This window comes from Prochlorococcus marinus str. MIT 9313 (genome assembly GCF_000011485.1).
Taxonomy (GTDB): Bacteria; Cyanobacteriota; Cyanobacteriia; order PCC-6307; family Cyanobiaceae; genus Prochlorococcus; species Prochlorococcus marinus_D.
This window is the reverse complement of record NC_005071.1, coordinates 449,353-469,397: the sequence shown is the minus strand read 5'-3', so window position 1 is coordinate 469,397 and position 20,045 is coordinate 449,353. Positions and strand designations below refer to the sequence as shown.

19 protein-coding genes are annotated in these 20,045 nt (G+C 53.3%); 16 read left to right on the top strand and 3 right to left on the bottom strand.

Annotated elements, in window-relative coordinates:
* Positions 1-119 precede the first annotated feature (119 nt).
* The 10 genes from psbA (at position 120) to AKG35_RS02180 (ending at position 10,325) form a co-directional block, all read left to right on the top strand.
* The gene (gene psbA / locus AKG35_RS02230) at positions 120-1,196 is read left to right on the top strand and encodes a photosystem II q(b) protein (protein ID WP_011129798.1); all 1,077 of its coding nucleotides are present in this window, start codon (positions 120-122) and stop codon (positions 1,194-1,196) included.
* A gap of 146 nt (positions 1,197-1,342) precedes the next feature.
* Entirely contained in the window at positions 1,343-2,344 is a 1,002-nt protein-coding gene (locus tag AKG35_RS02225; RefSeq protein WP_011129797.1) for a metal ABC transporter substrate-binding protein, read from the top strand.
* Entirely contained in the window at positions 2,344-3,141 is a 798-nt protein-coding gene (locus tag AKG35_RS02220; RefSeq protein ID WP_011129796.1) for a metal ABC transporter ATP-binding protein, read from the top strand. The genes AKG35_RS02225 and AKG35_RS02220 overlap by 1 nt, the downstream gene beginning before the upstream one ends.
* The gene (locus AKG35_RS02215) at positions 3,138-4,007 is read left to right on the top strand and encodes a metal ABC transporter permease (RefSeq protein ID WP_011129795.1); all 870 of its coding nucleotides are present in this window, start codon (positions 3,138-3,140) and stop codon (positions 4,005-4,007) included. Before AKG35_RS02220 ends, AKG35_RS02215 begins: the two co-directional genes overlap by 4 nt.
* A gap of 225 nt (positions 4,008-4,232) precedes the next feature.
* Positions 4,233-4,529: a hypothetical protein gene (locus AKG35_RS02210; RefSeq protein ID WP_011129794.1), complete on the top strand. Its 297-nt coding sequence runs from the start codon at positions 4,233-4,235 to the stop codon at positions 4,527-4,529.
* Between the two features lie 22 nt (positions 4,530-4,551).
* On the top strand, positions 4,552-5,271 hold the full coding sequence (locus AKG35_RS02205; RefSeq protein ID WP_011129793.1) for a class I SAM-dependent methyltransferase: 720 nt from the start codon (positions 4,552-4,554) through the stop codon (positions 5,269-5,271).
* Between the two features lies 1 nt (position 5,272).
* Positions 5,273-6,430: an NAD(P)/FAD-dependent oxidoreductase gene (locus AKG35_RS02200; RefSeq protein ID WP_011129792.1), complete on the top strand. Its 1,158-nt coding sequence runs from the start codon at positions 5,273-5,275 to the stop codon at positions 6,428-6,430.
* Complete coding sequence (locus AKG35_RS02195) at positions 6,421-7,515, top strand: type III polyketide synthase (protein ID WP_011129791.1); 1,095 nt, start codon at positions 6,421-6,423, stop codon at positions 7,513-7,515. Before AKG35_RS02200 ends, AKG35_RS02195 begins: the two co-directional genes overlap by 10 nt.
* Before the next feature lie 398 nt (positions 7,516-7,913).
* Positions 7,914-8,216, top strand: a complete 303-nt coding sequence (locus tag AKG35_RS02190) for a Nif11 family protein (protein ID WP_011129790.1) — start codon at positions 7,914-7,916, stop codon at positions 8,214-8,216.
* Positions 8,217-9,101: 885 nt separating this feature from the next.
* Complete coding sequence (locus tag AKG35_RS02180; RefSeq protein ID WP_011129788.1) at positions 9,102-10,325, top strand: DUF4336 domain-containing protein; 1,224 nt, start codon at positions 9,102-9,104, stop codon at positions 10,323-10,325.
* Here AKG35_RS02180 and AKG35_RS02175 read toward each other — a convergent pair.
* Together AKG35_RS02175 and lepB are read right to left on the bottom strand one after the other, a co-directional pair.
* Positions 10,315-10,665 carry a DUF760 domain-containing protein gene (locus tag AKG35_RS02175; protein WP_011129787.1) on the bottom strand — a complete coding sequence of 117 codons (351 nt, stop codon included), beginning with the start codon at positions 10,663-10,665 and terminating at the stop codon, positions 10,315-10,317. The two genes, AKG35_RS02180 and AKG35_RS02175, sit on opposite strands and share 11 nt — an antisense overlap.
* A 15-nt stretch (positions 10,666-10,680) precedes the next feature.
* Positions 10,681-11,301 carry a signal peptidase I gene (lepB, locus tag AKG35_RS02170; RefSeq protein WP_011129786.1) on the bottom strand — a complete coding sequence of 207 codons (621 nt, stop codon included), beginning with the start codon at positions 11,299-11,301 and terminating at the stop codon, positions 10,681-10,683.
* A gap of 50 nt (positions 11,302-11,351) precedes the next feature.
* Between lepB and menD the strand changes: the two genes are divergently transcribed.
* The 6 genes from menD (at position 11,352) to AKG35_RS02140 (ending at position 18,473) form a co-directional block, all read left to right on the top strand.
* Positions 11,352-13,178, top strand: coding sequence for a 2-succinyl-5-enolpyruvyl-6-hydroxy-3-cyclohexene-1-carboxylic-acid synthase (menD, locus tag AKG35_RS02165; RefSeq protein ID WP_419177150.1), 1,827 nt, complete (start codon positions 11,352-11,354; stop codon positions 13,176-13,178).
* 5 nt (positions 13,179-13,183) lie between these two features.
* The gene (gene menB, locus AKG35_RS02160) at positions 13,184-14,077 is read left to right on the top strand and encodes a 1,4-dihydroxy-2-naphthoyl-CoA synthase (protein WP_011129784.1); all 894 of its coding nucleotides are present in this window, start codon (positions 13,184-13,186) and stop codon (positions 14,075-14,077) included.
* 21 nt (positions 14,078-14,098) lie between these two features.
* A complete protein-coding gene (locus AKG35_RS02155) occupies positions 14,099-14,677 on the top strand; it encodes a L,D-transpeptidase (RefSeq protein WP_011129783.1) in 579 nt (192 codons plus the stop codon).
* A 59-nt stretch (positions 14,678-14,736) separates the two neighbouring features.
* Entirely contained in the window at positions 14,737-16,236 is a 1,500-nt protein-coding gene (gene glgA, locus AKG35_RS02150) for a glycogen synthase GlgA (protein ID WP_011129782.1), read from the top strand.
* Between the two features lie 120 nt (positions 16,237-16,356).
* A complete protein-coding gene (locus AKG35_RS02145) occupies positions 16,357-17,076 on the top strand; it encodes a hypothetical protein (protein ID WP_011129781.1) in 720 nt (239 codons plus the stop codon).
* Positions 17,076-18,473, top strand: coding sequence for a UDP-N-acetylmuramoyl-tripeptide--D-alanyl-D-alanine ligase (locus AKG35_RS02140; protein WP_011129780.1), 1,398 nt, complete (start codon positions 17,076-17,078; stop codon positions 18,471-18,473). Before AKG35_RS02145 ends, AKG35_RS02140 begins: the two co-directional genes overlap by 1 nt.
* Before the next feature lie 26 nt (positions 18,474-18,499).
* Here AKG35_RS02140 and glmU read toward each other — a convergent pair whose 3' ends face one another.
* A complete protein-coding gene (glmU, locus tag AKG35_RS02135; RefSeq protein ID WP_011129779.1) occupies positions 18,500-19,840 on the bottom strand; it encodes a bifunctional UDP-N-acetylglucosamine diphosphorylase/glucosamine-1-phosphate N-acetyltransferase GlmU in 1,341 nt (446 codons plus the stop codon).
* Between the last annotated feature and the right edge of the window lie 205 nt (positions 19,841-20,045).

Below are 20,045 nucleotides of genomic sequence, written 5' to 3'. Positions count from 1 at the left end.
ACGTCGCAATGTGAGGAAAGCACTTGCAGCAAGTGAGCTTTGCTGCCCAATTTTTATATGCTAATGGCGAGTCTTCCCTAACCATGGGTTGAGGCTCGTTAACGTCCTCTTCATACTCAATGACCACCACCATTCGCAGTGGTCGCCTCAGTGGCTGGGAGTCCTTCTGCAATTGGGTCACCTCTACCAATAACCGCATTTATGTGGGTTGGTTCGGTGTCCTGATGGTTCCCACGCTGTTGGCAGCTGCCATCTGCTTCACTATTGCCTTTATTGCGGCACCGCCGGTTGATATCGACGGTATCCGTGAGCCTGTTGCTGGCTCTTTCCTCTACGGCAATAACATCATTTCTGGTGCTGTTGTTCCTTCCAGCAACGCCATCGGCCTGCACTTTTATCCCATTTGGGAAGCTGCTTCTGTTGATGAGTGGCTTTACAACGGCGGTCCTTACCAGCTTGTTGTGTTCCACTTCCTGATCGGCATTTGTTGCTGGTTGGGTCGCCAATGGGAACTCTCCTACCGCTTGGGCATGCGCCCTTGGATCTGTGTGGCCTACAGCGCACCGCTGTCGGCAGCCTTTGCTGTTTTCCTGATCTATCCCGTTGGTCAGGGTTCCTTCTCGGATGGCATGCCTTTAGGCATCTCTGGAACCTTCAACTTCATGTTGGTGTTCCAGGCAGAGCACAACATCCTCATGCATCCCTTCCACATGATTGGTGTGGCAGGCATGTTTGGCGGCAGTTTGTTCTCCGCCATGCACGGTTCACTGGTGACCTCATCGTTGATTCGTGAAACCACCGAAACCGAGTCTCAGAACTACGGCTATAAGTTCGGCCAAGAGGAAGAGACCTACAACATCGTGGCTGCCCACGGTTATTTCGGTCGTCTGATCTTCCAGTACGCCAGCTTCAATAACAGCCGCAGTCTGCACTTCTTCCTGGCTGCCTGGCCGGTGATCTGCATCTGGATCACCTCACTGGGTATTAGCACTATGGCCTTCAACTTGAACGGCTTTAACTTCAACCAGTCGGTTCTCGATGCCCAAGGCAGAGTTGTACCAACCTGGGCTGATGTGCTCAACCGCAGCAACCTCGGTATGGAAGTGATGCACGAGCGTAATGCTCATAACTTCCCTCTCGACCTGGCAGCTGCTGAGTCCACACCTGTGGCTCTGATTGCTCCTGCGATTGGCTGATCTGATCATCACCAATACAAGGTTTGGCAGCAGCTGAACCTCAAAACCCCCTCTCAAGAGGGGGTTTTTTGTTGCTAAGTCGCAACTTCTTTGAAAAGCCTCTTTTTGGGCTCAGCAAGATTCCATACTTAGGAGCTTCAGGGAACATGAAATACCCCCTGAGAGTCCTTTGGTGCGAACGGACCTATCACGTGTCTCAATTGATCTCTGGGCGTCAAGCCGTCCGTTTTGTACTTTCCTTCTGCTGCCTTGCACTTCTAGGTGCCTGCACACCACCAACCAGGATGGCGAGCCAGTCCCAGGCCCAAGACTCAGGCAAACCTCTTGTGCTCACCACCTTCACGGTGCTGGCAGACATGGCACGCAATGTTGCCGGCGACCGTTTACAGGTGCGCTCCATCGTCAAGCAGGGCGCTGAAATTCATGGTTATCAGCCCACGCCAAGTGACCTGGCCCAAGCTGTTGGTGCAGATTTGATTGTCGAAAATGGCTTTGGGCTGGAACTCTGGGCGCGCAAGTTCACTGCCGCTGCTGGCAAGGTCTCAACGCTGACTCTTAGTGAGGGGATGGAGCCACTGTTAATTGAGGGGGATGCCTACGCAGGCAAGCCCAATCCTCATGCCTGGATGTCTCCGCAACGGGCGATGCAATACGTCGATCAACTGGTGAAAGCCTTTAGCAGGATTGATCCAGAAGGTGCCAAGACCTTTGCCATTAATGGTCGTCGCTACAAAGACCAGCTCCAAAAACTTGATGATGAACTAAGGACATCTCTGGCAACGATTCCAGCCAAACGTCGTTTACTGGTCACCTGTGAGGGAGCCTTCACCTACTTGGCAAAGGATTACGGCATGGAGGAGGCTTACCTTTGGCCTGTCAATGCAGAGAGTGAGGTCACACCTCAACGTATGGCCAAACTCATCGAGACCGTCAAGCTGCGTGAAGTGCCAGCGATCTTCTGCGAAAGCACTGTCAGCGACAAGGCTCAGCGTGAGGTCGCACGGGCTAGCGGCGCTCGCTTTGGCGGTACATTCTTTGTTGATTCTCTTTCGCAAGCCGATGGGCCGGCCTCGACCTTGCTCGATCTTCAACGACATAACGTCGATCTGATTCTGGATGAATTGGTACCAGTCAATCGCGAAAAATAATGGATCAGTGTCGTTCAATTCCTTTCGGCGATCGCCTGCGCATTGAGGCCGATCAAATTTGCGTGGATTACAACGGCGTCGTGGCGCTTTATGACGCCAGCCTGCATTTGCGGGCTGGCTGCATCTGCGGGCTAGTTGGAATGAATGGTTCTGGCAAGTCAACCCTTTTCAAGGCCCTGATGGGTTTTGTAAGACCATCAAGAGGAACGATCCAAATCAATGGGCTATCAGTTCCCCGTGCCCAGCGCGATCAGGCTGTTGCCTACGTCCCTCAGAGCGAGGAAATCGATTGCTCGTTCCCAATAAGCGTCTGGGAAGTGGTGATGATGGGTCGCTATGGCTCGATGAATCTCTTACGCATCCCTAGGGAATCAGATCGATTGGCGGTTTGGCATGCCCTCGAACGGGTGGAGCTCCTCGACTTGAGACATCGCCCCATTGGGGCCCTCTCCGGCGGCCAGCGCAAGCGGGCATTCCTGGCCCGCGCAATTGCCCAGCGCGCCTCTGTACTCCTACTCGATGAGCCATTTAACGGTGTTGATGTACGAACCGAAAAGCTCATGGCGGAGCTGTTCCTTCAGTTTCGTCATGAGGGTCACACCATCTTGATCTCCACCCATGACCTCAGTCATGTGCGCGAGTTCTGCGATCTGGTGGTACTCATCAACAAGACGGTGCTTGCCTATGGCGAAACGGCAGAGGTCTTTACTCCAGAGAACCTCGCCATGACATTCGGCGGCATGGTTCCGAACGTCCTGAGCGGTGGTCCGACCTCCACGGAGGACTTCAAGCAATGACAGAGCTTCTTGCAACAGCGACAACGCTGTCTTGGTTATTGGAACCCCTTAGTCATGAGTTCATGGTGCGTGCCTTGGTGGTGAGCGCTCTTGTTGGAGGGGTATGTGGACTGCTCTCCTGCTACATGACCCTCAAGGGCTGGGCGTTAATGGGCGATGCGGTCTCCCATGCCGTGATGCCCGGAGTGGTTGTGGCCTATGCCCTGGGGTTGCCGTTCTCGATAGGGGCCTTTGTCTTTGGCGTGGGGTCGGTGGCTTTGATTGGCTTTGTAAAACAGAAGTCACGGGTCAAGGAAGACACTGTGATTGGCCTTGTCTTTACAGGTTTTTTTGCGCTCGGATTGGTACTGGTATCCAAAACCAGAAGCAACATCGACCTCACCCATATTCTTTTTGGCAATGTGCTCGGAATCTCAATGGCTGATATCCAGCAAACACTTTTGATTTCTGGAATTGTGGTGGCAATTCTGTTGGTTCTTCGCAGGGATTTTATGTTGTTCTGCTTTGATCCAACCCATGCACGATCGATCGGCATAAATACAGGACTACTACATTATTTGCTGTTATCAGTGTTATCACTTGCTGCTGTTGCTGGTCTACAGACCGTAGGCATCATTCTGGTGGTTGCGATGTTAATCACTCCTGGCGCTACGGCCTATCTACTCACAGACCGCTTTGATCGGATGACTTTGCTCGCAATCCTCAGCAGTGCCCTTTCAAGTGTTCTAGGGGTCTACATCAGCTATTGGACCGATAGTTCCACTGCAGGCTGCATTGTGCTGGTGCAGACCGTTCTTTTCCTGCTGACTTTCTTATTCTCCCCTCGATACGGCATTTTGAAAGTTCAGCGTTCACTTGCTCCATAGGCGTGGCCGAACAGCGCAAGTCTGACTAGAGATGACTTGATTTTTATGGGCCTCTTCAATTGGCTCTGCTCAATGTGGTTTGAGGAACACCAATTGCTCAATACCTAATCTCTGTTCAGATTTAAATTGAGCAGCCACGTTCTGTTCATGATGTGGATTTTCAATAGAAAATCCACTGATTACGCCTGAGACTCCAGTTCAAACAATCACTTGACTTGATCAAGCGTGGCTTTGATTGCCGCTGCTGCCGCTTTGCGGCTGTGGTTGCAATTTGTTTGCAGACCTTATCCCTTTGATGTCCCTAGGAATTTGTGCAAAGAGTCATGTTTCCTGCAATTGCACGTTGTCTACCTGAGCAATGAGTCCTCTCCTGTGCTCTCTGGCAATGTTCAGCAGCTTGTTGTTGAGAGAATTTTTGGGGCCTTGACCGGTTCGGTGGTAGGGCGCATTGCCTGCATCTACGGTTCGATCGAGATTAAAAATGATCTGACAATTTCCGCACCAGCCTTCTGCCTAAGTTGAGGGAACACCACGTTCGTGCCCGATGCCCTGGGGTGAGGCTCTCAACCGGCGTGATCGTCAACCGGAAGTCATGGATCAGCCAGGGCTTGATCCCACTGAACATGCCAGGGCCTTAAACGGCTTGCGTCGCATCAATGCCATCAGCCGCTGTTCTGCAGGTCTATTCCAATCCATTCAGGCTCTAGCCATCCGCCACCCCGAGACTCCCCTACGGGTGCTCGAGCTCGCCTGCGGAGGTGGAGACACAGCGATCGATCTTGCTCTGATGGCACAGCGCCAGGGCCTGAAGCTCGAGATTCAAGCCTGTGATTTCAACCCAGAAGCCGTGCGTATTGCCCGTGCCAATGCATGGAAACGGAATGCCAAATTGACATTCTTCTCTGCCGACGCACTCTCTGAAAACGTTGATGATGAATGGTTCGATGTGGTGTTCTGCACCCTTTTCACCCATCACTTAGACGACAGCGACGTGGAACGGCTTCTCGCCAGAATGGCAACAAGGGCCCGCAGGCTTGTGCTGGTTAATGATCTGATCCGCAGTCGTCTGGGCTACGTGATGGCCTGGGCTGGAACACGTCTCCTGAGTCGCTCCTGGGTGGTCCATACCGATGGCCCCCTTTCGGTTCGTGCCGCTTTCCGTCCTGCGGAAATCATGGCTTTAGCCCGGCGCGCAGGTTTGGAGGGTGTTCAACTGAATCGCTGCTGGCCTGAGCGTTACCTGCTCAGCTGGGAGCGACATTGAGATGCCGGAGTCGTGGGATGTACTGGTGGTTGGGGCCGGTCCTGCAGGGGGACTAGCCGCCCTGGATTGCGCAAGGCGAGGATTAAAGGTGTTACTTGTGGAAAAACGCGCTTTCCCCCGCTGGAAAGTGTGTGGTTGCTGTTTTAACAAACAGGCTCAGGCGACTCTCGCCTCTCTGGGGCAGAACGATCTCATTATTGATCGCGGCGGCGTACGACTGCAAACCCTTCGCCTCGGCCTGAATGGTCGTCAAACATCTCTAGCCATTCCCGATGGTTTTGCTCTCTCCAGGGAACGGTTCGATCAGGCACTGATGGACGCGGTCGTTGAAGCTGGAGCTTCCGTTCGCTGTCAAATGAGCGCCGGGGTCGAAGAAGTCCAGCCAGGCTGGCGGATTGTGCGGCTGAAGGATCAGCGCAGCGGTCAGCAGAACCACGTCAGGGCGCGTGTCGTGCTTGTTGCAGCTGGGCTTGCCCAGCGTTGCTTGCCCGAGCAGGATACTGGCATCACCAGGATCCGTAGTCGTTCCAGGGTTGGGGCGGGTTGTGTTCTTGTTGATGATGAGAAGCACTACGCCGCAGGCGCTATTCACATGGCAATCGGCGAACGTGGTTATGTGGGTCTGGTGCGCCGAGAGGACGGTTTACTTAATCTGGCAGCCGCTTTCGATCGGCAGGCGATAGCCCATGGGCAAGGAGCGGCCGGAGCGACCCAGGATGTGCTTATGCAGGCTGGTTTCCCACCACCTGCTGCTCTGAGACAGGGGCGATGGCAGCTGACACCAGCTCTTAGTCGCGGCGCTGAAGTTGTTGCCGGAGAGCGCTTTCTGGTGATGGGTGACGCAGCGGGTTATGTGGAGCCATTTACAGGAGAAGGAATTGCCTGGGCCCTCACTGCAGGTGCCGCAGCGGCACCATTCGTTGAAGAAGGCCTCCTGCGCTGGAGCCATGATCTGGAGAAACGCTGGACGAGAGAGCTGAAGCTGCGGATCGGTCGTCGCCAGCGGATCTGTCGCACTCTGGCCATGGTGCTGAGGCAGCCAAAGCCGACGAGGGCATTGTTTGAACTGAGCAGCCGCTGGCCGGCACTGTCTGAACGGATTGTTGCCAGCCTGAACCATGTGACGCTCCCCTCCGCCGGAAGTCAGCAATGCCTCTGACCATTCGCGGCATGGGAACTGCAGTGCCGGAACAACAAGTCAATCAGAGCGATTCCATGGCGCTTGCCGAGTTGGTCAGTGCCGACAGTCCCGAACGAGCGGCACTGGTCCGCCGGATTCAGCGACGAACTCAGGTTCAGAACAGGGGCAGCGTTCTGCTGGGAGACGACGCGAGTGAGCCGATCAGCAAGCGTTTGCCCTTCTACGGGGCCAAAAGCCCCACGACTGCCGCAAGGATGAACGAGTTTGATCACCATGCTTCAGCGCTAGCAATCAATGCATGCCGTCTTGCCCTCGAGGAGGCCGAGCTAGCCGCTGATGTGATCACTCATCTTGTGACCGTTTGCTGTACCGGATTCAAGGCTCCGGGTGTTGACCTTGCTCTGATCGACCAACTTGAACTTGACCCCGGTGTTCAGAGGACCCATGTGGGATTCATGGGCTGTCACGGTGCCTTGAACGGTCTACGTGTGGCGCGGGCGTTCGCTGAAGCTGATGCCAACGCTGTAGTGCTGCTGTGTTCTGTCGAACTGTGCAGTCTCCATCTTCATTACGGCTGGGACCCCGAGAAGGTGGTAGCCAACGCCCTGTTCGCGGATGGAGCCGCAGCTTTGGTTGCTTCTCAAGCTTTGGCGGAATCGAAGCAATCTCTGACCCTGAAGGCTTCTGGCTCCACCGTGATTCCAAACACCAGCAGTCTGATGCATTGGCAGGTCGGAGATCATGGTTTCGCTATGGGTTTATCACCACAGGTGCCAGAGGCGATAGCTGATGCATTGCAACCTTGGCTGAGCAGTTGGTTGAGGGGCCATGGATCCGATCTGACTGAAATCCGCAGCTGGGCCCTCCACCCTGGGGGGCCGAGGATCCTGCAGGCCTGCGCCGACGCCTTGGCCCTCAAGCATGAGCACCTGGCTGAATCCAGGTCCATCCTTCAAGCTCACGGCAACATGTCTTCGGCCACCGTTCTTTTCATTCTTGAACGCATGCGTCATAAGGCTTGCAGCGGACCTTGCCTGGCACTCGCCTTTGGTCCCGGCCTTTGTGCCGAAGTGGCGTTGTTCGATCTTTGCAACAGCAACTGAATTCGAACTTTGGATCGGAGTTCAGAGCTCCTCAGTTCTTCTTTAATCGAGGATTCAGTGAGCGATAATGGGAGGAGAAACGAACAACGCAATTGATCTAATTGGATCTAAATAGCCAATGGAGTGTCCAACTTGATAGTGATGAAGCTCTGCTGTAAATAGACCATATCAACTGCGGCAATAGATCTCCTCAAACCAACAACGATTGCATTGGGATGTAAGTTTCGATCAAAATGCAATGGATAGCATGAGAATCACGGGACTTCACTTATTTCGTCAGGATCTTGCAGTCTTTTCATCATCATCGTTCATAGGCAGAGTTTTATAATTATGGTTGGTTACGAAAGGTTGATATTGCACATGATCTTGATAGAGTAATTAATGATAGCAAGATTGCAATGCAAGCAGCACAGCTCAAAGTTTTTCTTGCCAAGCTCAAATCAGAGCCCTTGCTGCAAAGTCAATTAACCGCTGAAGGTGCAGATATAGTTTCAATAGCAAAAGTCGCTTCGCTCTTTATTGATTCAAATGAGTCCACGGCAGAAGCTGTAGTCGAGCTCTCTGACCAGGAGATTCAGGAGCAGGTTTTTGATGCCCTCAGCAAAAGAAATAATCCCTCAATTAGCCCGATTATCATATGGGCAGCCTTGCTTACAGTACTCTTGATTTTAGTTGGTGTCTTCTTGAATCTCAAATACTGAGCAATCTCTGCCAGCCCAAAAAAGCTCAATACTATTTAGGCTGAATTCATTATATCTCTATCTTTGATTAGAATTAACAGACTTTAGACAGACATTCATGAACGAATTCTTACTTAGCATCAACGATGCTAACCATGCATTTTAGGCCATTTTCTTTTGCAATTTTCGCATATCAATCAATGCTTAGATCAATAAAATGACTCTAAAAAGTAGCCTCAGGAGTAACAGAGTTAATGATTAATTTAATAGTAAATGCCGGCGCCTTCTTGTTGCCAACGCCTACGGGTTAGAATGAGAGCAGTATATAAGTTAATAGTTGCTATTCTCATCCTTGATATTTAAATCATTCCAGCATCTGTACCGGCCCCTTCTTGCTGTTCAAGCTATTTGAATGATTTTTAGGTTTTTTGCGTAGGCCTATGTATGGATAATGGTAGAAGCATTGGCATTTATTTTGTACTTCTCGCCGCGAAGATTAGGCGACGGCATGTGCAAGCTTCGAGGTTTCAGCTTCTGCTCTAACCCATACGCCCATAATCACACGCTGGTCTTTTCTGGTTTAACAGGCTTTCCTTGACCTACTGCGGGCTTTTGGTAAACGTTCTCTTTGCCGGAGTTAAGAGCCTTCCCATCAGTAGCGATATTGAAGAGCAACTATTTCAACCCCTGGCCATTCGGCCTGATCTTGCTGCGCAGAGACAAGCCATGCCGCTCAGAGTGAACTCCTCTGAGATAATTGGCAAGTTGCCTCGGCCTCGCGCTGTTGCGACGCATCCCGTAGTTGGGCGTCATCCAGGGACTGACTCGCTTGCTCGCCTGTTCTATCTCTAGCTTGTACCTAAAACCAGTTGCAGAAGATGTTGACCACTTGCACAAACTGAGGATATGACTCCCGAGAATCAAGCTATTTCAGGTCAAGTGAGTGCCAATAAGACTGTCTCTTGGCTTGATCAAGAGTGGCCTTGGTGGCCGCTGTTACCTCTCTATCCCTATGGTCAGCGCCGCACCCTGGTCCGGGAACTAATACCCAATCAGATCTGGAGTTTTGAACAACTCCAAGGCCTCTATTACGTCGCTGTGCCTGTAAGGCTCACCGTGGTGAAGGTGCCAGGTGGGTTGATGTTGTTCAATCCCCTTCCGCCTACTCCCGAGTTGCGCCGAGCTCTAGCTGATCTGGAGGCCACACATGGCAATGTCGTCACGATTGTGCTCCCCACCGCGTCTGGCCTAGAGCACAAACTGTCTCTACCGGCAATGGCACGAGCCTTCCCACAGGCAGAGGTATGGGTTTGTCCTGGTCAGTGGAGTTTCCCAATTTCCTTGCCTTCATCTTGGCTGGGCATTCCAGCGCGCCGCACCAAGGTGTTGCAGGAGGACGGCTTTCCCCATCCAGACAGTTGTACTTGGCTGCCTTTAGGCCCCCTGGATTTGGGGCTTGGCCGTTTTGAAGAGGTGGCTTGTTTTCACCGAGCTTCCGGAGCTGTATTGGTAACAGATGCTCTAGTGGGCATCGAGGCAGAGCCTCCAGCTCTGTTTGATCTAGACCCCACACCCTTGTTATTCCACGCCCGTGATCGGGGTGATCAACCCCTTGAGGATTCTCCACAAGCGCGCCGCCGAGGATGGGCCCGTGTGGTGTTGTTCGCGACCTATCTGAAGCCAGGGCCGCTTGTGATTCCTCCCCTGTTGGAGGTGCTGCGCAATGCCTTCAGGCCCGGAACACTTAGCCCTAAAGCCCATTTCGGCCTGTTTCCATTCGCTTGGCAGCCCGGATGGGAAGCTGCGGCTCAGGAGCGTCTCGGGAAGAACGGCCCACTCCTACAAATTGCGCCTGTGTTGGAGCGGCTGGTATTTCCAAGAGCGAAGGACGTCTTATTGGAATGGTTGGATGAGATGCGGCGCCTGAAAGGGATGCGCTGGCTTGTGTCTGCTCACTTCAGCGACATCGTGGCCTTCAAGCCTCATCACGTTCGAGATTTAAGTGAATCTATTTCCAGACGCCCATGGGCTATCAATCAAGCCAGCTGGAGCTTTCTAGGCAGCGTTGATCAACGCCTGCTCAACCTTGGTGTGGTACCGAAAGATCCTCAGGCAGCCTTCAAAGATTGAGATCATCTGTGTCGACTGCCATCGCTTCATCTGAAAACAACGACTCTTCCAATTCCTTGCGTTGCTCCATTTGGCGCAAGAAATATCCAGTCATCATTGCTGATGCGAGCAAACTGGCGAGATTATCTCGACTGGCTGTGACCTTCACTTCAAATTGCTCACCTGGGATCATGCCCAGCAGGCCCTGAACATTGTGGCGAATAATGTCCTGAATATCATTGCTGGCGGACTTGGCAACTCGCTGCAATACATCAGGGGATTGATCCTGAAGGTACTGAATTAGCCCATTACCGTCCTGGCAATCGCTGTTATCGGTGGTCAGGAACTCCGGGTTGAACATCCGGTGTGCTTTTCGTCACGATGTTGACCCTATCGCAGCTAGGTCGTTTGATCCACTCTTGCCTTGGGAGGGGAACCGTATTGGACCGAACCGATTGAGTGGCCAGTACCTCCAAATAGCTGTTCCGATCACAGCTTCTTCTGGTAATGGCCCCCAGAGATGAGAGTCAAGACTGGAATTGCGGTTGTCCCCCATCACCCAAAGTTCATGCTCAGGAACGGTCACCTTCGCCATCTCGTAGTTCATTGGTGCATCACGGCAGTCATCCTTGATGGCGATCTCGTTGCGCAAGAGCTGACCATGATGAACTTCCAGTTGATCGCCCGGACGCCCCACCACGCGTTTAATCAAGGCCGCTTTAGGGTCGTAGCCAGCATCCAGTAGTGCGGATGGCGGGTGAAACACCACCACGCTGCCCAGTGGCAAAGGCTGTTCTTGTTGACGTGCAAGTCGAGGGCGAACCTTCTCAACAAGAATGCGATCCTTCAACTGAAGGGTTGGCAGCATTGAACCGGAGGGAATCCAGCGAGGCTCCACCACCTGCCAGCGCATCAACAAGGCCAGAACTACCCAGAGCAGCAGGCTGCGCCAGCTACCGCTTGCTTCTTTTCGAGGAGGAGAAGGTGTCGGGGTCATCGAAACTGATTAAGTCGGCCCTCGCCGGTCGGTATTGACCGAGAATCGCATTGGCTAAGGCTCAAGCTCTGTCTCTTGCTCACAACAATCTGTTGGTTTGCCTGAGCTTGCTCGAGGCATTTCATGCCTTGGGGCTGCGCCATCTCGTGCTTTGTCCAGGCAGCCGCTCGGGTCCCCTTGCACTGGCTGCAGGAGGAATGGCACGTACCAATCGCTTGCGGCTTAGCACTGCCATTGATGAGCGCTCTGCTGCTTTCTTGGCTTTGGGTTTTAGCACTGCTACAGGCACTGCAGCAGCTGTAGTGACCACTTCGGGCACCGCTGTAGCCAACCTTTTGCCTGCAGCGGTGGAGGCTGATCGATCCTGTCAGCCCCTGTTGCTGCTCACTGCTGACCGCCCCTATCGACTCAAAGACTGCGGTGCCAATCAAACGGTGAATCAGGAGACTTTCTTGAGTCCTGCCTGTCGATGGATTGGGCAGGGCCCAAGAGAGGGGTTGCATCTTTTCAGTAAAGAAACGCTGGAATCATTCGCAGAGAAGGCCTGGCAACGAGCTCATCACCCCGCAGGGGCCGTTCATCTCAATCTGCCTTTTGAGGAACCTCTACATCTCAGTGAAGAAGAGCAGAGGATGATCTGGAAGGGGTGGTCTCCCAAGATTCCACGTTCATCTCCGATCAAGCCAATCAATCTGGCAATGGCAGCTGAGGGGACTAATGGGGTTACCGATCAGGCTCCCTTTGCATTGGATCCTTTACGACCCGGCGTTGTGATAGCTGGTGCTTGGCGAGGCCTAAGCAAAGACCTCTTTGCTTTTCAGCAATCCTTGCGGGAGTGGCAGGCCTTGAGTGGCTGGCCCGTGCTGGCCGATCCACTATCGGCTCTGCCTTCAGACCAACCTGGTCTAATCCGCTCCTGGGAGCTGCTTTTGGCTACTGGGCTTTTAGGCTCTCAGGAGCAGCTTCAAGTGCTGCGTCTAGGACCAATGTCAGCCAGTCGGAGCCTTGAGGCATGGTTGAAAAGCTTTGGTGACGGTCAGCTCCTGATTACAGAGGGAGACTCCCGTTGTCTCGATCCCCTTGGTTTGTCAGTGCAATGGAATCATGGATTGACGAGCTGGTGGCAACACCATCACCATCGCTGGATCGATGCTGATGCAGCCTCTCAACAGGCAACCAAGGCTCTGCTGAGGAAATGGCAAATCAGCGATCGTTTTGCTCAGGAGTGGCTGGATCAGCAGTTACCCCTGCAGGGTGCCATCACAGAACCAGCCCTGGCTCGCTGGTTATCCCGTCTTCTGCCAACTGAGCTACCAATCATGTTGGCAGCGAGTAGTCCTGTGAGGGACTGGCTGGCTTATGCGGACAAGAGCTTATTTTCGAGACGATGCTTCAGTTTTCGAGGCGCGTCTGGTATCGACGGCACCCTTTCTTTAAGCATGGGTTTAGCGATGGCTCTTGGGCCCACTTTGCTTGTAAGCGGCGACCTGGCTCTCCTTCATGACAGCAATGGCTGGTTGCTTGCTCATCCCCAGCGCCCGCCTTTGGTGGTGGTGTTGATCGACAATGGTGGCGGAGGCATCTTCGAGCAACTTCTGGTGAAGACAGCTCCTAGCGAAGCATTTGAGCAGCTGTTTGCCATGCCTCAGGAGGTTGACCCTCTTGCTCTTGCAGGGGCTCATAACATTCCTCACCGTCAGGTGGCCTGTCTCGAAGACCTACCAGCAGCCTTGGAGTGGGGGCTCTTCCAGGCTGGACCTGTTTTGATACGTGTGTGCACGCATCGGCGTCAAGATTCATCGATGAGGCAACAGCTTCGCGAGGGATTGATGATGCATCTGCAGTCGATTTCCCAAAATGGCCACATTGATCTTTGATCCCGATGGCTATGGATTCCAATCGGTTTGATAGGAGGCCAAGACAGGTTTTGCCTGGCAAGCCCACGATCGAATGGGAACCCTGGGGTGAATATCAAGACGTCCTGCTTGATCGCAGTTCAGAAGGAATTGCCAGGGTTGCGATTGATCGTCCGACCAAGCGCAATGCTTTCCGACCACGCACGGTGATGGAACTCTGTGATGCGTTTACCAGAATTCGAGACGACCAACGTTTAGGCGTGGTTTTGTTCACCGGTGTTGGACCTGCTGACGATGGCGGCTATGCCTTTTGTGCAGGTGGTGACCAAAGTGTGCGCGGCGACGGTGGCTACCTCGATGAGGAGGGTTTGCCGCGCCTCAATGTTCTCGACCTACAGCGCATCATTCGCAGCTTGCCAAAGGTTGTGATTGCACTTGTCGCTGGCTATGCGATCGGCGGCGGCCAAGTGCTGCACTTGTTATGTGATCTCAGTCTGGCGGCAGAGAATGCCGTGTTTGGGCAAACCGGTCCCAAGGTGGGCAGCTTTGATGGTGGCTTTGGTGCTGGTTACCTAGCCAGAGTCGTGGGGCAACGCAAGGCTCGTGAAATCTGGTTTCTCTGTCGTCAATACGGAGCTGAAGAAGCGCTGAAAATGGGGTTGATCAACGAGATTGTTCCTCTTGATGGTCTTGAAGCAGAGGGAGTGCGTTGGGCAAGAGAGGTGTTGCAGCACAGCCCCACAGCCATCCGCTGCCTGAAGGCCGCATTCAATGCTGAAACCGATGGCTTGGCAGGACTTCAGGAGCTAGCCGGCCAGGCCACCCATCTGTTCTATCGAACGGATGAAGCCCAGGAGGGGCGAAATGCTTTTCTACAAAAACGACGTCCAGATTTTTCAGGCTCAGGCTGGCTTCCCTAACCAGCCGCTCTAGGCAGCGTCATGATTGACGCATCGTTTGCTTTGGGGAAGGAGTTCTTGCTACCGCTTCCACTGCCGCTGCTGCCCTCCCTGATTCATGCAGCTGTTCAGGACTCTCTTCCCCAAATCGTCGCCAGCTTCCCCCTCGCTGTGATTGAACGTGAGGGGCGGCATCTGGTCTTGGATCGGCGTAGCCGTCGGCTGCTTGTTTTGGAAGATGGCTCCTTAATTAAAAGCTTCTCAGTGGCGGTTGGCATGCCTGGCTGGGAGACTCCGACAGGTGAGTTTCAAGTTTTAAGCAAAACTCCCCATCCCATTTGGGAGCATCCCCAGAGCGGAAAGCGAATCGGATCTGGGCCGAAGAATCCCCTTGGTAGTCGCTGGATCGGCTTCTATCGAGATTGCAATGGTAGAGACGCTCACGATGGTGATCGTTGGCTAACGATTGATGGCTGCGTCACGTCTGGCTTCCATGGAACGCCCCACCGCTGGACTGTTGGCCGAGCCGTTTCCCATGGTTGTGTTCGGCTGTTTGAAGAGGACATCCAATCCCTCTATCGGCTGGTCAAAATCGGCACGCCGCTCAAGGTTCTCCCATGATCGTGATCTGATTGAGCTGATGCACATTTAGAGTCTCGCGGCTCTCGACTGACTTGAAAATGCGCGTGCTATTTGCTGCTGCGGAATGCGCGCCGATGGTCAAGGTTGGTGGAATGGGTGATGTGGTGGGCTCATTGCCCCCAGCTCTGGCCAAGCTTGATCATGATGTGCGTCTGATCATGCCTGGTTACGGCAAGCTCTGGAGCTTGCTGGATATCCCTACTGATCCGATTTGGCGGGGTCAGACCATGGGCAACGAGTTCGCCATCTATGAGACAAGTCATCCCAGCAATGGTTTGCCCCTTTATCTGGTAGGGCATCCAGTGTTTGATCCTGAAAGGATCTACGGCGGAGAAGACGAAGATTGGCGTTTTACGTTTTTCGCAAGCGCGACAACGGAATTTGCCTGGAACGTTTGGAAACCGCAAGTGCTGCATTGCCACGACTGGCATACCGGGATGATTCCTGTGTGGATGCATCAGGACCCTGAAATCAGCACGGTCTTTACCATTCACAACCTCAAATATCAGGGCCCCTGGCGCTGGAAACTTGATCGGATGACTTGGTGCCCCTGGTACATGCAAGGGGATCACACCATGGCGGCAGCCTTGCTTTATGCCGATCGGGTGAATGCCGTCTCCCCCACCTATGCCAGAGAGATTTGTACATCTGAATACGGGGAGAGCCTTGATGGCTTGTTGAACTACATCTCTGGAAAACTGCGTGGGATCCTCAATGGCATTGACCTGCAGGATTGGGACCCTGGCAATGACAAGTCTTTGCCAGCCACTTTCAATGCCGATGACCTTTCAGGTCGTGCTGTGAACAAGCAGGCCCTTCAACAGCGCATGGGGCTTGAGGTCAATCCAGACACCTATCTACTGGGGATGGTGAGTCGGTTGGTGGATCAGAAAGGGGTTGATCTTCTGCTGCAGGTGACAGAGCGGTTGCTTGCTTACACAGATTCCCAGATCGTCGTGCTGGGCACTGGTGAGCGTGGTTTGGAATCCGGCCTGTGGCAATTGGCAATTCAGAACCCTGGCCGCTTCTCGGTTTTCCTCACTTACGACGATGACCTAGCACGTTTGATCTACGGCGGCAGTGACGCATTTCTGATGCCGAGTCGCTTCGAACCCTGTGGCATTAGTCAGCTGTTGGCCATGCGCTACGGCAGCGTGCCGGTGGTGCGCAAAGTGGGTGGTCTTGTCGACACGGTGCCTTCCTACGACCCTATTCATCAAACCGGTACTGGATTCTGCTTCGATCGATTTGAGCCTGTTGACTTCTATACAGCATTAGTGAGGTCTTGGGAGGCGTTCCGTCATCGTGATTGCTGGCGTGAGTTGCAGCAACGTGGAATGACTCAAAACTACAGCTGGGATCGCTCCGCTCTCGACTATGAGCAGATGTATCGGGATGTCTGTGGCTTTAAGGAGCCGTCTCCTGATGCGGCGGTTGTGGAGCAATTTTCTCTCGGCCAGGGTTCAGATCCTTCCCGTCAGAACCAGGACAGCAATGCGAAAAAAAGAACCAGACGCAAGAAGAAGGGGAATGATTAAAAAAAGAGGTTTAAACTTGGTTGTTGGTTTTGCAGATTTAGCGGCTCTTTTGCAGACGACTCCATTGCTGCGCCCCAATCTTTTCAATCTGCCGCTTGGTCGTCAGGGCTCCTGATCAGCATGGGAAAGTCGCCCCCCCGGCCAGAGAAGCAAACGGGACAACTCCCAGTCCCCTATACCAATCCCTGGGTATCCCTGAGAGAGGGATTTCGTGATGTCTTCGCAGACCTTGGTCTGCGACTCAGGCAACTCTGGCGTCTCAACCGGCAAGGCGAATTCTCCACACCAAGGTTCTGGCCTTCTGCAATGGCACCAATGTTCTGGCCATTGACACTTGCAACAGTACTGGTCTTGGGAGTGTTCCTCAGCAGTCTGCTGATTGACCAACCTGCAGCTGTGGCACAACTAGATCCTGCAGAGACGTATCCCAGCAATTCAGCTGCATTGGCAGTGATGTCTAGCCCCTCCACTGCGGAGTCAGAACCTGTTGCAACGTTGTCGGAGCCTTCTGAACTGGAATCCACACAACTTTCAGCGCCTTTAGCTGTACCTCTTCAGCTTGAGCCTCTCTTAACGATGCTGGCAGACAATGATCTCCCCAGTGGCTTGCTTCTTGCAGCCGAACCAAGACCCCTGGACAATGATCTTGTGTTGAGACTTAGTCCAGTTTGGAACAACCTCAATTCATCTCGACAGCGTGAACTTGCCGATCGTTGGCAGGCTCTTGCTGAACAGCTCGGTTATGACGAACTTCAACTTCAAAGCGAGGATGATCAACTGCTTGCCAGGACAGCAAGAGTGGGTGTGGGCATGATCATTTTCGATCAGGATTTGGCTTAATGAGACTGCGTCTGGGGCAGCTGGTCGAGTTTTGGGGTGCTCCGATGCATGTTCACGCGTCTGACCTAGATCTTGACCAAGCTGTTGGTCCGATCTGCACAGACAGTCGTCAGTTGAGCGAAGGCAGCTTCTTTGTGCCGTTGGTGGGGGAGCATTTCAATGGCCATGCCTTTCTTGCTCAAGCTCTGAAGCTTGAGGTCCAGGCGGCTGTGGTGGCTCGCAAAGATCATCATCCAGTACCCGAGGGTCTCCCCCATTGGATTGTGGAAGACACTCTCGAGGCTTATCAGCAACTGGGGTTGCTGCATCGCCGTCAGTTGAATGTACCGGTGGTTGCCGTCACAGGTTCAGCAGGAAAAACCACGACTCGGGAGTTGATCCGCTCTGCACTCACACCCCTTGGTGAGGTCTTGGCAAGTGCAGGCAACAACAACAACGACGTGGGTGTTCCGCTCACCTTGTTGCAGGCTCATTCAGATCATGGCGCAGTTGTGGTAGAGATGGGGATGCGTGGAATTGGGGAAATAGAACGTCTCTCCTGTTGCACCCAACCAGACGTCGCTGTGATCACCAATATCGGCAATGCACACGTCGGTCGTTTAGGTAGTCGTGCGGCGATTGCTTCCGCCAAGTGTGAGATCACCACTTGCCTGAAACCCAGAGGCGTGATCGTTATCCCAGCAGGGGATTTGCTCCTGGAAGATGCTCTTGAACGGATCTGGCGGGGGCGGGTGATCCGCGTGGCAGTTCAAGACAATCAACAATTAGAGCCACCAGAGATTGCAGATCTGCATCGAAGACCTCTACCCAAGGCCGATCTCGTTGGCTGCGTTGACCTGGCCAAGGGTGAACTATTGCTAGAAGGAAATGCCTACACCCTGCCTTTAGAAGGGATGCATAACGCTTGCAATTTGATGCTGGCACTCGCAGTTGCCCGTGAATTAGATGTCTGCAAGGAATCGCTATCCAATCTAAAGGTAGACGTTCCTGGTGGCCGTAGTCGACGGCTAAAAGTTGGCAACTTCACTGTTCTAGACGAGACCTACAACGCTTCGCCCGAAGCCGTGCAAGCAGCATTGGAACTATTAGCAATTCAACCGGGGCGTCACTTTGCAGTCCTCGGAACCATGCTGGAGCTAGGAGACCAGAGCGTGGCTTTGCATCGCCAAGTTGCTGAACGGGCGGTACAAGTTGGTTTAGATGGACTCGTCGTCGTTGCTGCAGGCGCTGAGGCTGAGGCCATGGCAACAGCAGCAGGGTCCTTGCCGCATTTGGCCGTCGTTGCCAACCCAGAGCAGGCTGCTCAGCCATTGCAGGCTTGGCTTGAGGCCGGCGATGTGGTTCTGCTTAAGGCTAGTCGTGGTGTCGCTCTAGAGAAATTGATCCCATTGCTCTAAGAGGGCTAAGCCTTAATCCTCTCGTTTCACTGCCAACCATTTTTAATCAGTTGTTTGGAGCGGCCAAGGGCGAGAGCACCATTGGGAACATCTTTAGTGAGAGTGGAGCCAGCTCCTACTGTCACGTCCGACCCTAAAACAATCGGCGCCACCAAAACGGAATTCGCCCCTGTTTTGCTGTTATCACCAACCACGGTGAGATGTTTTCTCACACCGTCGTAATTTGCAGTGATCGTACCGGCCCCGACATTGACATGGCGACCAAGTTGTGCGTCACCGATATAACTGAGGTGATTCACCTTTGAACCCTCGCCAATTTGGCTTTTTTTAATCTCCACAAAGTTGCCGATACGGCATTGATCAGCGATGCCTGCTCCAGGGCGTAGGTGTGAGAAAGGGCCAATAGCCACCTCATTTCCCACTTTGGCATCACATACAACGGAATGAAGAACGCTGACTCCATGGCCAAGTTCGGCATTCTCAATCAAGCTTCCTGGGCCAAGCTGGCAGCCATCGCCAATATTGCAGCAGCCCCGCAAATGGGTTTGGGGTTCAATTACCACATCTCTACCGAACTGACAGTCTTCACTAAGCGTGCAGCTAGCAGGGTCAGTAAAAGTGACCCCTTCCTTCATCCAATAGTTACGTAGCCGTTCTTGAAGCAGCGCCTCACAGTTGGCAAGTTGACAACGATCGTTGATGCCATTCACCTCATCGGGATCAGCCACCTCTACATGCATCGCAATAGGTAGCAAGGCCACAGTGTCGGTGAGGTAGAGCTCACCTTGATCATTATCACTACAAAGTTGGGGTAGCACTGCGGCCAATTTCTTCCAATTGAAGCAGTAGATGCCTGCGTTAGTGAGATTGTTGTGGCGCTGTTCGTCACTACAGTCGCGATGTTCAACGATGCTGCTTACGCGGCCTTGTTGATCTGAAAACACCCTGCCATAGCCCGTGGGATCTGCGAGTCGGGCTGTTAGCAGCGTGACGTCGGCACCACTTGAGCGATGTTCGTTCACCAAGTGTTCGATCGTGCTTGGTCGAAGTAATGGGACATCGCCATTGAGAACCAAGAGCTCGCCATCAAAGCCCTCCAATACGGGCAGTACTTGCTGCACCGCATGACCTGTGCCGTTCTGAGGTTGTTGAACAACAAACTCCAAGCCTTGCCAATCAGTGAGCTGCTGTTGCACCTCTTGCGCCTGGTGGCCAACAATCAACAAGCGCCGTTGAGGTTGAAGGCCCGAGCAACTGGTCAACACCCGCTCAACCAATGTGGAACCTGCGAGCGGTTGCAAGACTTTCGGCAGGCAGCTCTTCATGCGGGTGCCCTTCCCAGCAGCCAAGATGGCGACGGCAAGCATGGAGCGAATGGCGAATCGGCCGGAATCTAATTGAATTCCGACAACTTCACTGCAGTTAACAGCATTTAAGCAGGATCAGCTCAGCTTCTAGCGGTGATGATTCAGCCAGAAGAGCGCCAGAGAAGTTTCTACTTTCACTAGCACTGGCACTTTGCAGGCAAAGAAGCACACGATGATCCCACATAAAAAGCCTCCTTATTGATAA